This window comes from Bradyrhizobium australafricanum, from assembly GCF_020329495.1.
GTDB classification, from domain to species: Bacteria; Pseudomonadota; Alphaproteobacteria; order Rhizobiales; family Xanthobacteraceae; genus Bradyrhizobium; species Bradyrhizobium australafricanum.
Genome location: NZ_JAGKJL010000048.1, coordinates 1 through 13,961, shown reverse-complemented (window position 1 = coordinate 13,961; position 13,961 = coordinate 1). Strand labels below are relative to the sequence as shown.

Here is a 13,961-nt window from a genome sequence, read left to right as displayed (position 1 = left end):
AAGCCATCCAGATCCCATTCAAACTGCGCATCGGTCGAAAACCGAGTATCCTGTCCGGCATCGGCCCGTGAGAGGCCGCGTGCTTTTGGGGAGAACGCCATGAATTCCGTCACTCGCGTCGCCGGACTATCTCTGGCTGCGGCAATCCTTCTCGGTACCAGCTCTTTCAATTGCGCTCAGGCCAAGCCCCTGATGATCGTCGGCCTGGACGAGAAGCTGTTGTGGGACGACGACGGCAAGCCGGTGCTGTCCGCGCCCGGCAAGGATCAAGTGCTGATCATCGATCTCGCCGATCCCGAGAACCCGAAGATTGCGGCTTCTCTCCCATTGAAGAACTCGGTAGTCGGCCCCCCGGTCAACGTCGCTATCGATCCGACCGGAACCGTGGCGCTGGTCGCGGATTCGGTCGACGTGGTGAAGGAAGGCGACGCTCTGAAGCAGGTGCCGGATAACAAGATTTATGTGATCGATCTCAAGGCGACCCCGCCCAAGCTGGCAGCGACCATTGCCGGCGGAAAGCAGCCATCAGGCTTGAGCTTCAGTCCCGATGGCAAGATGGCGTTGGTTGCCAACCGCGGGGACAATTCGATCAGCGTACTTTCGGTCAGCGGCACTGACGTCAAGATCACCGACACGATATCGATGCCTGACAGTGTCGCACATGTCGCGTTCGCGCCAGACGGCAAGCACGCGCTGGTCGCGCGTTTTCCCGGGCACAAGATATCGGTGCTCGATATCGCCGGCGACAAAGTCACCTACACCAAGATAGACCTGCCGGCCGGCCAATGGCCTTACAATGTTGCAGTGACCCCGAACAGCAAGATCGCGTTGACGTCGGACAATGGCAACTCAGGCGCGTCGGACGGCAGCGTCGACACGGCCAGCGTCATCGATCTCGAAGCGAAGCCGCCGCGCATCATCGATCGCGTGGTGGTCGGCGATGGACCGGAGGGGCTTGGCGTCAGTCCGAAGGGGGATCTCGCAGTCTCGGTGATCCTGCGCGGCTCGAACATGAGGAATGCATTCTTCCATGAGAAGAACGGCAGCGTCTCGGTCCTGAAGATCGACGGCAAGAAAGTGACCAAGACCGGAGATATCGAAGTCGGCGGACTGCCTGAGGCCGCGGTCTTCACGCCTGACGGAAAATACATCCTGGTCGGGAACTACCTCAGCCAGGATTTCTCGATCCTCAAGGTCGACGGAACCAACGTCACCGACACAGGCAAGCGCTTTCAGGTGCCGGGGCACCCGGCGTCGGCCGGAATGGGACCGAACTGAACCGACGCTTGGCGATCTTGCTGGAGCATGTGATTTTCGGTTGAGCCGGCCACTGCGCAGGCTCGCTTCACCTCTCGCGCTTGCGGGAGGGAGCGCCGTGTCTTTGCCGTGCCTTCATGATGCGATTCGATCCAGTCGCATCATGATCCAATGCGAGATGCGCGCCCGGATTGCGCCGCCGCGCGCTACTCCGCCGCCACCATCTGCTGGGTGCGCCATTGTCCGAGTAGGGCGCGGAGCGAGGCGGGTTTCACCGGCTTGTTCAGCACCGCGATGTTTTCCTCGCGCGCGGCGGCGCGCACCGCAGGGCTGCGGTCGGCGGTGATCAGGATCGCCGGAATGCCGTCGCCGAAGCGGCGGCGGATCTCGCGGATCGCGGCGACGCCGTTGCCGCGGTCGAGATGGTAGTCGACCAGGACGCCGGTGACGCGGCCACCGGCGGCCTCGATCGCGCTGATCGCGCCGTCGGCGTCGAGCACCGCGATCACCTCGGCGTCCCATGCCGTCAGCAGCGTCTTCATGCCGTCGAGGATGGCGGGATCGTTCTCGATGCAGACAATCAGCGAGCCGCTCATCGGCGTCTTCGACAGGGGCGTGGCGGTGGTGACGGCCGCAGTATGGTTGACCGCGGTCGCGACCGGCACGGTGACCGAGAACGCCGAGCCGCCGCTGACATTGGCCGAGATCGCGATGCGGTGGTTGAGCACCCGCGCCAGCCGCTCGACGATCGACAGGCCGAGGCCGAGGCCGCGGGCGATCCGGGCGCCCTGCTCGAGGCGGTGGAACTCCTTGAAGATCTCGCCGCGCTTCTGCACGGGAATGCCGACGCCGGTGTCGAAGATGCTGATCTGGAGCGTGGTGCCGCGGCGGCGGCAGCCGATCAAGACGCGGCCGCGCGGGGTATATTTGATCGCGTTGGAGATGAAGTTCTGCAGCAGCCGGCGCAGCAGCGAGCGGTCGGATTCGACCGGCAGCGAGCAGGCCACGAAGCGCAGGTCGAGGCCCTTGTCGCGGGCGATCGGCATGAACTCGATCTCCAGCGAGCGCATCAGGTCGGCCATCCGGAAGCTCGTGATCGCCGGCGTCATGGCGCCGGCATCGAGCCTGGAAATGTCGAGCAGCGCGCCCAGGATGTCCTCGATCGCCTCGAGCGAGTCGTCGATGTTCTCGACCAGGCGCGAATCCTCGCCGCCGTTCTGGCGCTCGACCAGGCTCGTGACGTAGAGGCGCGCCGCATTGAGCGGCTGCAGGATGTCGTGGCTGGCGGCCGCAAGGAAGCGTGTCTTCGAGGCGTTGGCGTCTTCCGCGATGCCCTTGGCGAGCGCGAGCTCCGAGTTTAGCCGCGTCAGCTCCTCGGTGCGGTCGCGCACCCGCTTTTCCAGCGTCGCGTTGGCGCGCTCCAGCGCCTCCGCCGCCTCGAAGCTCGGCGTGACGTCGGAGAAGGTGATGACGAGCCCGCCGCCCGGCATGCGGTTGGCACGCACCTCGATCACCAGATGGCGGTCGGTGAAGCGTTCCAGATAGGGCTCGCCCTCAGTGGTGTAGGCGCGCAGGCGGGCCTGCAGCAGGCTGTCGCCGTCGCCGGACGCAGGCGGACTGATCGCACCCATGAATTCGAGGATCTCGGGCAGCGGGATGCCGAGTTGCACCAGATGCGGCGGCAGCCCCAGCAATTCGGAGAACTGGCGGTTGGAACAGATCAGCTGCAGATCGGCGTCGAACACCGCGATGCCCTGGCGCACGTGATTGAGCGCGGTCTGCAGGATCTCGCGGTTGAAGTGCAGGGCGGCGTGGGAGTCGTCGAGCAGTTTCAGCGCGGCCTTGGCCGACACCGTGCGCCGTTGCAGCAGCAGCGACATCACAAGGCGCGAGGACGCGGCCCCGATCGAGGAGGCGATCAACCGCTCGGCATGCTGCAGCAACTCGAAATCGGCCGGAGCCGACGCCAGCAGCACGATGTTGCGGTCGACGGCGAAGGAGGCGAAGGCCTCGCGGGTGCGGTCGGGGCCGAGATATTGCGTCACCGTGCTCTGGATATCCTCCACCGTCACCGTGGTGCGCCAGCGCCGGAAGCTGGGCGCGATCGGGGCCAGCGCGTTGGGCACGAACACGTCGGCCTGCAACAACTCGATCGAGGACGGCGCGCGCGCCAGCGAGAACAGCACATAGGTGAGGATGTTGAGCGCAAGGCTCCACAGCACGCCGTGCAGCAGCGGCGGCAGGTCGGCGCCGAACAGCGCCTGCGGCCGCAACGCCTCGATCCCGAACGGCCCGTGCTGCAGCAGCATCAGGCCGGTGGTCGAGGTTTCCAGGAAGCTCGGGATGAACAGCGTGTAGAGCCACGTCGCGAAGCCGACCAGCATGCCCGCCATGGCGCCGCGTGCGGTGGCTCTGCGCCAGAACAGGCCGCCGAAGAACGCCGGCGCCAGCTGGGTGATCGCGGCAAACGACAGAAGGCCGATCGCGACCAGCTGGGTGTTGCCGAGCGCGCGATAGTAGAAATACGCCAACACCATGATGGCGAAGATCGAGAAGCGGCGCGCCTTCAGCAGGAAATCGCCAAAGTCCTTCTGGCCGGCGCTGGCGTCGTCGCTGCGCGGCAAGACCAGCGGCAGCACGATGTCGTTGGAGACCATGATCGACAGCGCGACGCATTCGACGATCACCATCGCGGTCGCCGCCGACAGCCCGCCGACGAACACGGCGAGGCTGAGCAATTGCGAATTGCCCTCGATCGGCAGCGCCAGCACGAACATGTCGGCATCGACCGCGCCGAACGGGAAGATGACGAGGCCTGCGATCGCGATCGGAATCACGAACAGGTTGATGGCGATGAGGTAGAGCGGGAACAGCCAGCGCGCCCGGGTGACTTCGGCGGGCGTCGAATTCTCCACCACGCTGACATGGAACTGGCGCGGCAGCAGCATGACCGCGCAGAACGACAGCAGCGTCATGATCAGGAAATTGCCGATCGACGGGACATATTCGATCGCGCGCACCGCCTCCGGCGTCTTCAGGGCGCGCTCGTAGAGCTCGACCGGCGAGAACATCCAGAAGGTGACGAAAGCGCCGGCGGCGATGAAGGCGACCAGCTTGACGATGGACTCGGCCGCGATCGCGAGGATCAGGCCGTGCTGGTGCTCGGTCGCGTCGGTGTGGCGGGTGCCGAACAGCACCGCGAACACCGCCATCGCCAGCGTGACCATCAGCGCGATGTCGCCGATCACGGGGATTTTCGAGAACGCCTGGTCCTCGCTCAGGATGGTCTCCAGCGACGCCGCCACCGCCTTGAGCTGCAGCGCGATGTAGGGCACCGATCCGATGATCGCGATCAGTGCCACGGTCGCCGCCACCGCCTGGCTCTTGCCGTAGCGCGCGGCGATGAAGTCGGCGATCGAGGTGATGTTCTGCGACTTGGCGAGCGCGATCACCCGGCGCAGCAGCGGCGTGCACAGTCCGACCATCACGATCGGGCCGACATAGATCGCCAGGAAGTCGATGCTGGTGCGGGTGGCAAAGCCGACCGAGCCGAAGAAGGTCCAGGAGGTGCAGTAGATTGCCATCGACAGCGGGTAGATCCACTGGCTGGCGCGGCCGCGCTCGCCCGGCGAGCTGCGGTCGCCGCGGCTGGCAATGAAGAACAACAATCCGATGTAGGCGAACGCCGTGGCGATTACGCCCCAGTCGTGCAGCATCGCTGCTCATCTCCTGTCCCGGCCGCTGGGGAAGGGCCGGTTGTCAGGATTATAACGCAAAGGACCGGCCGCGCGATGCACGGCCGGCCCAAATTCGGGGTCGGAAACGGATAGGGTTACTCGGCGGCCAGCGACTTCTGGTGCAGGGGCAGGCCGAGCCGGTCCCAGACCTGGAGCAGCGCCTCGGCCAGCGCGTCGATCAGGCCGTCGTCATGGTAGGGCGAGGGCGTGATGCGCAGCCGCTCGGTGCCCTTGGCGACCGTCGGATAGTTGATCGGCTGGATGTAGATGCCGTGGTCCTCGAGCAGCAGGTCGGAGGCCCGCTTGCACTTCTCGGGATCGCCGACGAACAGCGGCACGATATGGGTGTCGCTCGACATGACCGGCAGGCCGGCGGCGGTCAGGATCGCCTTGGTGCGGGCGGCCCGGTCCTGGTGGCGCTCCCGCTCCCAGTTCGAGGTCTTCAGGTGCCGGATCGCAGCCGTCGCGGCCGAGCAGATTGCCGGCGGTAGCGCGGTCGTGAAGATGAAGCCCGGCGCATAGGAGCGCACCGCGTCGATGACCTCGGCGCGGCCTGCAATGTAGCCGCCGAGGCAGCCGAAGGCTTTTGCCAGCGTGCCCTCGACGATATCGATCCGGTGCATCACGCCGTCGCGCTCGGCGATGCCGCCGCCGCGCGGGCCGTACATGCCGACCGCATGTACCTCGTCGAGATAGGTCATGGCGCCGTATTGCTCGGCGAGATCGCAGATCCTGCCGAGCGGCGCGACGTCGCCGTCCATCGAATAAAGGCTCTCGCAGACGATCAGCTTCGGCCGGTCGGGACCGGCGGCGATCAAGAGCTCCTCGAGATGCGCGACGTCGTTATGACGGAAGATCTGGCGTTCGCAGCCCGCCTGGCGCACGCCCTCGATCATCGAATTGTGGTTCAGCGCGTCCGACAGGATCAGGCAGTTCGGGATCAGCTTGGCGAGCGTCGAGATGCCGGTCTGGTTCGAGACATAGCCCGAGGTGAACAGCAGCGAGGCTTCCTTGCCGTGGAGGTCGGCAAGTTCCGCCTCGAGCTGCACCAGCGGGTGATGCGTGCCCGCGATGTTGCGGGTGCCGCCGGCGCCGGTGCCGACCCGGGTCGCGGTCTCGACCATGGCACCGACCACCTTGGGGTGCTGGCCCATGCCGAGATAGTCGTTGGAGCACCAGATCACGACGTTGCGGCTGCCCTTCGGCGAATGCCAGGTGGCGTGCGGGAAGCGTCCCGCGATCCGTTCGAGGTCGGCGAACACCCGGTATCGCCGCTCGTCGTGCAGGCGGTTGAGGGCGGCATTGAAGAACTGGCTGTAATCCATCGGCAAACCCAGAAAGCGGAACCTGACCGGAATGACTGCTTCTTCTTAGAGCTTTTCCAGCTCTAATGTCCATGCATTGACCCACATCTGGGCATGCGCCGCAGTTGGGCAAATTGCCCTAGCCGGGGCCGTTCGGCTCGACTTCGGTCAAATCGCCGGGCGATGCCTTGCCGCCCGGCCGGGTTCAGGTGGTCTTGAAGCGCAGCATGCCGTCGGCGTGCATCTCGGCCGTCAGGCGGCCCTCGACCAGCATGTAGTTGACATGGGCGACCAGCTCGCCGGCGGCAAAGCCCATCTGGTGCTCGTCCAGCACGTGCTTGTGGAACACCACGGGCACCAGCTCCTTGGAGGTCTGCGGCACCTCGCGGCAGGCTTCGGCGATCAGCCGGCAGCGCTCCTCATGGTGATCGGCGAGCTGCTTGATCCGGGTCTTCAGCCCGTAGAACGGCACGCCGTGGCCGGGCAGCACGATCACGTCGTAGGGCAGGGTGGTGGTCAGGCTCGCGAGCGAGGCCAGATATTCGCCGAGCGAGTTCTGCTCGGGCTCGACCGCCCAGACGCTGACATTGGGCGAGATCTTGCTCAGCACCTGATCGGCGGACAGGAACAGCTTGTCGGCGGCGCAATACAGCATCACCTGGTCGAGCGCGTGGCCGCCGCCGGTGATCACCTTGAAGCGCCGCGTGCCGATCACGACCTCGTCGCCATGGGTGAGGCGGTGATAGGACGGCGGCAGCACCGACACGCGCTTCAAATAGTCCTGGCCACGGCCGAGCAGCTTCTCGGTGAGGTCCTCGTCCATGCCGTGGCGGCGGAAGAACAGCCGCTGCGCGTTGCGCCGCTCCTCGGTGCCGCGGTTCTGGTGATAGACCGACTGCAGATATTCCACCTGCGACATGAACAGCGGACAGCCGAAGCGCTCGGTGATCCAGCCGGCGAGACCGACATGGTCGGGATGCGAATGCGTCACGATCAGGCGGGTGACCTTGACGTGCTTCAGCGGCCCCTCGAACAGCGTGGTCCAGGCCGCGATCGATTCCTCGTTGCCGAAGCCGGCATCCACCATGGTCCAGCCGTCGCCGTCGGCGAGCAGATAGATGTTCACATGGTTGAGGCGGAACGGCAGCTTCAGCCGCGCCCACAGCACGCCGGGAGCCACCTCCACGACCTGGTCGTGGCCAGGATGGTTTTCCCAGGGGTATCGCAGTGACTCCGCCGAGGAGTGCACGGGGTCGGTCTTCGTATGCATGCTACCGGCTTAGCGGCACACGGGCCGCCGCGCCAGCCGAAAAATCAGATAGTCGTCCGGAGAATTCGTTGGGAAGTCGCCGGAATTCCGTAGCCCGGATGAAGCGAAGCGCAATCCGGACAAACCTCCCCTTGAAAAGGGGAGGTCGCTTTGCTCGCAGAGCAAAGCGGGTGGGGATCTGCTCTCTCCACATAGAGCATCGCCTGCGGCTGAACCCCCATCCCGACCTTCCCCCTTTCAGGGGGAAGGGGAAGACAAATCGTGGTCCCGGATTTCGCTGCGCTTCATCCGGGCTACGGAATATCTGCCTTACGCCGCGCGGATGTTCGACAGGAAGCCGTCGATCTCCGAGCGCAGCACGTCGGCCTCGCGGCGCAGCGCGTCGGAGGCGCTCAGCACCTCGCCGGCGGCGGTGCCCGCCTCGGCCGACGCGGTGGACACGCCGACGATGTTGCTCGACACCTCGCTGGTGCCGCCCGCCGCATGCTGGATGTTGCGGGCGATCTCGCGGGTCGCCGCGCCCTGCTGCTCGACCGCGGCGGCGATCGCGGTGGTGACGTCGTTGATCTCGCCGATCGTGCTCGAGATGTTGCGGATCGCGGAGACGGCCGTGGTCGTCACCTCCTGCATGCTGACGATCTGCTGGCGGATTTCCTCGGTCGCCTTCGCGGTCTGGCTCGCGAGGTTCTTCACCTCGGAGGCGACCACGGCAAAGCCGCGGCCGGCCTCGCCGGCGCGCGCCGCCTCGATGGTGGCGTTGAGCGCGAGCAGATTGGTTTGCGAGGCGATGGTCTGGATCAGGTCGACCACGACGCTGATGCGTGCGGCATTGTCGGCAAGCCCCTGCATCGTGCTGTCGGTGGCGCTGGCTTCCTCCACCGCCTTGCGGGCGATCTCCGCCGAGGTGACGACCTGGCGGCCGATCTCCTGGATCGAGGACGACAGCTCCTCGGTGCCGGCCGACACCGTCTGCACGTTGACCGAGGTTTCCTCGGCGGCCGACGCGACGGCGTTGACCAACGCGCTCGACTGGTCCGCGGTCGCCGACATGCTCTGCGCGGTCGATTGCATCGAGTTCGCCGCGGTCTGCAGGCTGCCGAGCGCGCTGCGGACGTTGGATTCGAACGTGACGATCTGCGCTTCCATGCGCGAGGCGCGCTCCGCCTTGGCGCTGCGGTCCTTGTTCTGGTTTTCCGTGAGCTCGCGGCTCTCGACCATGCTCTCGCGGAACACCTGCAGCGCGTCGGCCATGACGGCGATCTCGTCGCGCTGGCGGCTCTGCGGGATCTCGGTGTCGAGGTCGCCGTCGGACAACAGCTGCATCGAGCGCTGCAGGCCGCGGATGCGGCGCAGGATGTTGCGTCCGACATAGAGCCAGACGAACAGGAACGAGCCGACCAGCGTCAACGCGCCGAGGCCGATCATCACCATGGTCGCGAGCGAGATCTGCTGCCGCGCCTGGAAGGTCGAACTGTCGGTCTCCTTCTGCACCGCGTCGACCAGCTGCTGGACGCTGATGCCGAGCCCGACATTGAGCTTGCGCGTCTCTTCCAGGATGGTCTGGCCGTAGTCGATCGCGTCGAGCTCCTTCTGGCGGATCTTGAACACGCCGGTCTTGCCTTCGCCGAGCACGAGCAGCCTCGAGGCGGTGTCGCGCACCGCCACGATCGCCGGATTGTTCGGCAGGTCCTCGAGGTTGGACTTGACGCGTTCACGCCCGGCCTTGAACTCGGCCTCGATCGCATCGAGGGTTTCGCTGGAATTGGCCGACAGCGCCGCGGTCATGTCGGCGGCCATCAGATTGCCGGCGGCGAGCACGTTGCTGATCTGGCCGACGGTGCGGGCCGCTTCAGTGGCGTCGTCCGCGGAGACCTCGGCCGCGGCGAGGATGGCGTTGAGGCGGGTCTGCGCGTCGAGCATCGCGGGACTTGCCGCGGAGACGAACGCCGCCTGCGCCTTGCGCAGCGCGTTGTACTGCTTGTCGCGCAGCGCGCCGACCTCGAGCCGCTCGCGCGCCGCCGAGATCAGGCTCTTGGTGGCCTCGTCGGTGTTCTTGACGTTCTCCTGCAACGCGCTGACCACGGATTTGTCGGCGCCGAGCTCGATGATCTCGCCAAGCTTGGCGTTGGTGAGCCGCGCGACGTCCTGCACCTTCTTGGTGCGATCGTTCAGCGCGTCGTCGCTCTGCACGGCGAGCAGGCCGGGGCCTTGCGCCGCCAGCGAAGCGCTTTGCGCGGCAAGTTGCAGGCTCGCGGCAAGCCGCGGAATGTCGCGGCCAGAGAGATCGGTCATGGTGCCGCCGAGCCGATGCAGCACGATGCCGGCGCCTGCGCTGATCACCAGCGCCATGCCTGCGATGACAGCGAATGCCGCGAACAGGCTGCCCCTGACGCCCATCTGCGGCAGATGGATACGCTTGAGATTTGGTTTGCCGAGCTTGAACCGAAACGCCATTGCCCCTGTGCCCCCTGGCCCACTACGCTTGGCCACTATCCTTGGCCACTACTCTTGGATGTTTCCCCGGCGCGGGAGTATCGGTGCGGCCGGTTAACAAAATCGGGAAAATTGCGACGATCTGCGGGATTTTTCAGGGCTGCCGCGCAGTGGCGACGTCCCGGTTCGCTGTGCGGAATCGATGCACGCGATCGGACGCAAAAAGGCCGGCGTGAGCCGGCCTTTTCTACGCCTGGTTGTAAGGGCGATCTCAGTAGCGACCGTAAGCCGGGCCGCCGAGGTTGCCGAGATTGAAGCGGTAGTTGAGGCCCGCCTTCACCGTGTGCTCGTCATTGTGGAAGTTGCCGACCGGCACCAGCGCGCCCGGCGCGGTGAAGCGGCTGTCGCCGAAGTCGTAGTACTGGTACTCGACCTTGGCCGACCAGTTCGGCGCGAACATGTATTCGGCGCCGCCGCCGATGGTCCAGCCGTTGCTGTGGTTGTCGCTGAGCCTGAAGCCGACCGGCGCGCCGCCGAGCGTCACCGTTTCGTTGTTGTCGGAATAAGCATAACCGCCCTTCACATAGATCAGACCCGGACCCCAGGTGTAGCCGACGCGGCCGGTGATCGAGCCGATGCCGCGCTGGTTGTTGTTGTAGACGTAGCCGCCCGGGAAGATCGCGTTGAGCTGATGGCCGCCGACCCAGGAGTACTGACCTTCGAGGCCGATCACCCACATCGGCGACAGCTGCCAATCGTAGCCGGCCTGCACGCCGCCCATGAAGCGGGCGTCGGAGTCGGACAGCGCGAGGCCGTTGAAGTTGTTGTTCTGGGAGAACACGCCGCCGAGATGGCCGCCGAGATAGAAGCCGGTCCAGTTGTAGAGCGGAGCGGCGTAAACAGGCGCGGGCGCCTTCTGATAGTAGCCACGGTTGAAATCGGCGGCGTTGGCGGTCGCGCCAAAGGCAGCGACGGCCGCCGCGACGGCGGCGGTTGCGAGCAGGAACTTCTTCATGGGGGCAGTCTCCGGACAAGTCTTGAGGCGCAGCGTGAATGACGCCATCCACGGCGATGGGTTAGACCGCATTTGAATAAAATGCAGTCACCGGAACGCTGCGCGGAGCGTTAAGTCGCAGCCTTTGCGGCGAAACGTTTTGTTGTGCCTAACGAACGCTTAAGGTGGAATGAAGCAAGGCTTAACGCGGTGCGCGTGACGCGCGTTTCCTGTTAACCAAGCCGTCGGCTAGAGCATGATCCGGAAAAGTGCGAAGCGGTTTTCCGAGAAGATCATGCTCAAACAAGGAGCTAAAGCGCGATGATGATTCAAGCTAATGTCATCGCGCTTTAGGCCAGTCGCTTGCGCACATCGTCGCGCATCTGCTCGCGGAACGCCTGGCGGCGCGCGGCGCGATCCCTGACCGGAACGTCGTGGCGATCGAACACGTCGAACTTCTCCAGGATCGGATAGTGCTCGCTCGCCATCGCCAGCACGCGCAGCACGGCGGCAACCTTCGGGGTCGGGCCGGTGACTTCCCATCTGCGCAGCTTTTCGGCGCCGCCGGCGGTCGATAGCCCGCACAGCTTTGCCATGTCAGCCGCCGTCAACTCGCGGCCCAGCGCCTCGCCGAGATGTTCGCGCAGTTTCTTCAGTTCTGGGCCGGTCACGCTTGGTCCGCTCCGCGATGGCAAAATGTGAAGTGAGTCACATGACGTGCTCGAGGCGCGGGTTATACGCCACGCAGGCGAGTTCTAAAGCATGATCCGGAAAAGTGCGAAGCGGTTTCCGAAAAGATCATGCTCAAACAAAGAGCTAAAGCGCGATGACGATTCAACCTAATCTCATCGCGCTTTAGAGCCTTTTCCGTTCCGATTGAATCGGAACGGGGCTCTGGATTCTTGTTTTGACGTGTTTTCTTCACGCGAAGGGGCCCCCACTTCGCTCGAAAACGCTTCTGAAGGAAACCATCATGCACGGCATCATCGAAAGCCTCAGCCCCGAACACGATCAGATCGATTGGAAATGGGTCGGCAGTGTGTTCGCGTTCTACGTCGTGCTGACGATCGGCGGGATGGGCGTGCTGCTGGCGCGTTGAATCCAGCGCACGGAGATCGCGAGCGGTTGGAATCCATCGTCCGCTAGTGAGACGCGCCGGATTGGTCGTGAACCCGATCGGCGAGCGTCTTGCGGCCGCGCCGGTTCAGCCAGCCCTGGCCCCAATCCCGAGGTTGCAGCAGCAGCGGACCAAGCGAACGGCCCTCGTCGGTCAGGCTGTACTCCACCTTCGGAGGAATCACCGGATACGCGATCCGCTGGATCAGCCCGTCCTCCTCCAGTTCGCGCAACTGCTTGGTCAGGAGACGCGGCGTGCAGCCGGTCAAATGGCGGTGCAGCTCGTTGAACCGCTGAGTCCCGTCGAGCAGGTGATAGAGGATCACCGACTTCCACTTGCCATTGATCAGGTTGACCGCCGCTTCCATCGAGCAGCCGGGAACCAGATCGTATCGTCTCTGCTTCTGCATATCGTTGACACTACGCTTTAGGATAGTACTGGCCAATTTTTACAGTATAGCGCATTCGGATACTGCCCTCCAGATGGATCAGGCCGCTGACCTCGGTCAGCCGCCTAAACATGAGGAGAGGACGGCGTGTCGAAGAGCGTGAGATTCCATCAGGTCGGCGGCCCGGAGGTGTTGAAGATCGAGACCGTCCCGATCCCTGTGCCGGGCGCGGGCGAGGTTCGCATCAAGACCCGGGCGATTGGGCTGAACCGGGCAGAGGTGATGTACCGGTCAGGCGCCTATGTGTCGGCGCCGGTGTTTCCCGCACAGCTCGGCTATGAGGCCGCCGGCATCGTCGACGCGGTGGGCGATGGCGTCGACGGCTTCGCGGTCGGCGACGCCGTCAGCGTGATCCCGGCGTTCAGCTTTGCCGACTATGGCATGTACGGCGAGGATGTGGTCGCGCCGGCCCGAGCGGTCGTGAAGCATCCGCCTTCGCTGAGCTGGGAGATGGCCGCGGCCGTCTGGATGCCCTTCGCCACCGTCTGGGGTGCGTTGATCGACATCGCGAGGCTCACCAAGGGCGATGTCGTGGTGATACCGGCCGCATCGAGCAGCGTCGGCCTGGCGGCCATTCAGGTCGCTCGCTACGTCGATGCGTTGCCGGTCGCGCTGTCCCGGACGTCGTCGAAGGCCGATGAGTTGAAAGCCGCAGGCGCCGCGCATGTCATCGCCACCGCCGAACAGGATGTGACCGCCGAATTGTTGCGTATCACCAACGGCAAGGGCGCGCGCGTCGTGTTCGATCCGGTCGGCGGTCCGGCGTTCGAGCAGCTGGCGCAAGCAACCGCGGTCGGCGGCATCATCTTCATCTACGGCGCGCTGAGCCCGGATGCGACGCCGCTGCCCTTGATGGCCGTGCTGGGGCGCCACCTGACCATCCGCGGCTACGAGCTGTTCGAGGTCACGTCGCGGGATGACAAGCTCGGGCAGGCGAAGGCGTTCGTGCTGCAGGGCCTCGCTGCCGGGCATTTCAGTCCCAGGATCGCGCGGACCTTCCCGTTCGAGCGCATCGTCGAAGCGCATCGCTTCCTGGAGGCGAATGCACAGGTCGGCAAGGTCGTGGTGACCGTCTGAGGCCGCGCACCGAGCGCGCGACGAGGCTCTAGGTGGTGTGGACATTAGCGCATCCATAGAACAATGGCAGCGAGAGTGACGACGGCGCGATAGTTCCGTGCCGTCTTTTCGAAGCGGGTTGCGACGCGTCGGAACTGCTTGAGCTTTGAGAAGCAGCATTCGACGAGATGACGCTGGGCATAGAGATGCTTATCGAGAGGGTATTTGAGCGCGCGCGACGGATTGTTGGGAATGACGGCGAGCGCGCCTTTGGCGGCGATGGCTTGGCGCAAGTGATCGGCGTCATAGGCGGCGTCGGCCATGACGACTTCGGCGGATAAGCCT

General features: G+C 64.9%; 11 protein-coding genes. 3 read left to right on the top strand and 8 right to left on the bottom strand.

The window, feature by feature from the left end:
- Window positions 1-99: 99 nt before the first annotated feature.
- Window positions 100-1,278 carry a YncE family protein gene (locus J6525_RS32735; RefSeq protein ID WP_225647799.1) on the top strand — a complete coding sequence of 393 codons (1,179 nt, stop codon included), beginning with the start codon at window positions 100-102 and terminating at the stop codon, window positions 1,276-1,278.
- A 185-nt stretch (window positions 1,279-1,463) separates the two neighbouring features.
- Here J6525_RS32735 and J6525_RS32730 read toward each other — a convergent pair whose 3' ends face one another.
- The 6 genes from J6525_RS32730 to J6525_RS32705 form a co-directional block, all read right to left on the bottom strand.
- Window positions 1,464-4,973, bottom strand: coding sequence for a PAS domain-containing hybrid sensor histidine kinase/response regulator (locus J6525_RS32730; RefSeq protein ID WP_225647798.1), 3,510 nt, complete (start codon window positions 4,971-4,973; stop codon window positions 1,464-1,466).
- 116 nt (window positions 4,974-5,089) lie between these two features.
- Window positions 5,090-6,319: a 5-aminolevulinate synthase gene (gene hemA, locus J6525_RS32725; protein ID WP_225647797.1), complete on the bottom strand. Its 1,230-nt coding sequence runs from the start codon at window positions 6,317-6,319 to the stop codon at window positions 5,090-5,092.
- Between the two features lie 184 nt (window positions 6,320-6,503).
- Complete coding sequence (locus J6525_RS32720; RefSeq protein ID WP_225647796.1) at window positions 6,504-7,568, bottom strand: MBL fold metallo-hydrolase; 1,065 nt, start codon at window positions 7,566-7,568, stop codon at window positions 6,504-6,506.
- A gap of 309 nt (window positions 7,569-7,877) precedes the next feature.
- On the bottom strand, window positions 7,878-10,022 hold the full coding sequence (locus tag J6525_RS32715) for a methyl-accepting chemotaxis protein (protein WP_225647795.1): 2,145 nt from the start codon (window positions 10,020-10,022) through the stop codon (window positions 7,878-7,880).
- 250 nt (window positions 10,023-10,272) lie between these two features.
- Entirely contained in the window at window positions 10,273-11,016 is a 744-nt protein-coding gene (locus tag J6525_RS32710; RefSeq protein ID WP_225647794.1) for an outer membrane protein, read from the bottom strand.
- 329 nt (window positions 11,017-11,345) lie between these two features.
- Complete coding sequence (locus J6525_RS32705) at window positions 11,346-11,666, bottom strand: hypothetical protein (protein WP_225647793.1); 321 nt, start codon at window positions 11,664-11,666, stop codon at window positions 11,346-11,348.
- 302 nt (window positions 11,667-11,968) lie between these two features.
- On the opposite strand from J6525_RS32705, the gene J6525_RS47030 reads away from it, so the two are divergent.
- Window positions 11,969-12,094 (top strand): hypothetical protein, encoded by a 126-nt coding sequence (locus tag J6525_RS47030; protein WP_256527829.1) that lies wholly within the window; start codon window positions 11,969-11,971, stop codon window positions 12,092-12,094.
- A gap of 43 nt (window positions 12,095-12,137) precedes the next feature.
- On the opposite strand, the gene J6525_RS32700 is transcribed toward J6525_RS47030, so the two are convergent.
- Window positions 12,138-12,479, bottom strand: coding sequence for a winged helix-turn-helix transcriptional regulator (locus J6525_RS32700; protein WP_376708587.1), 342 nt, complete (start codon window positions 12,477-12,479; stop codon window positions 12,138-12,140).
- A gap of 168 nt (window positions 12,480-12,647) precedes the next feature.
- Here J6525_RS32700 and J6525_RS32695 point away from each other — a divergent pair, with 168 nt between their 5' ends.
- Complete coding sequence (locus tag J6525_RS32695; RefSeq protein WP_225647791.1) at window positions 12,648-13,637, top strand: zinc-dependent alcohol dehydrogenase family protein; 990 nt, start codon at window positions 12,648-12,650, stop codon at window positions 13,635-13,637.
- 44 nt (window positions 13,638-13,681) lie between these two features.
- Here J6525_RS32695 and J6525_RS32690 read toward each other — a convergent pair.
- A partial coding sequence (locus J6525_RS32690; RefSeq protein WP_225645391.1) for a transposase occupies window positions 13,682-13,961 on the bottom strand: 280 nt, incomplete at its 5' end.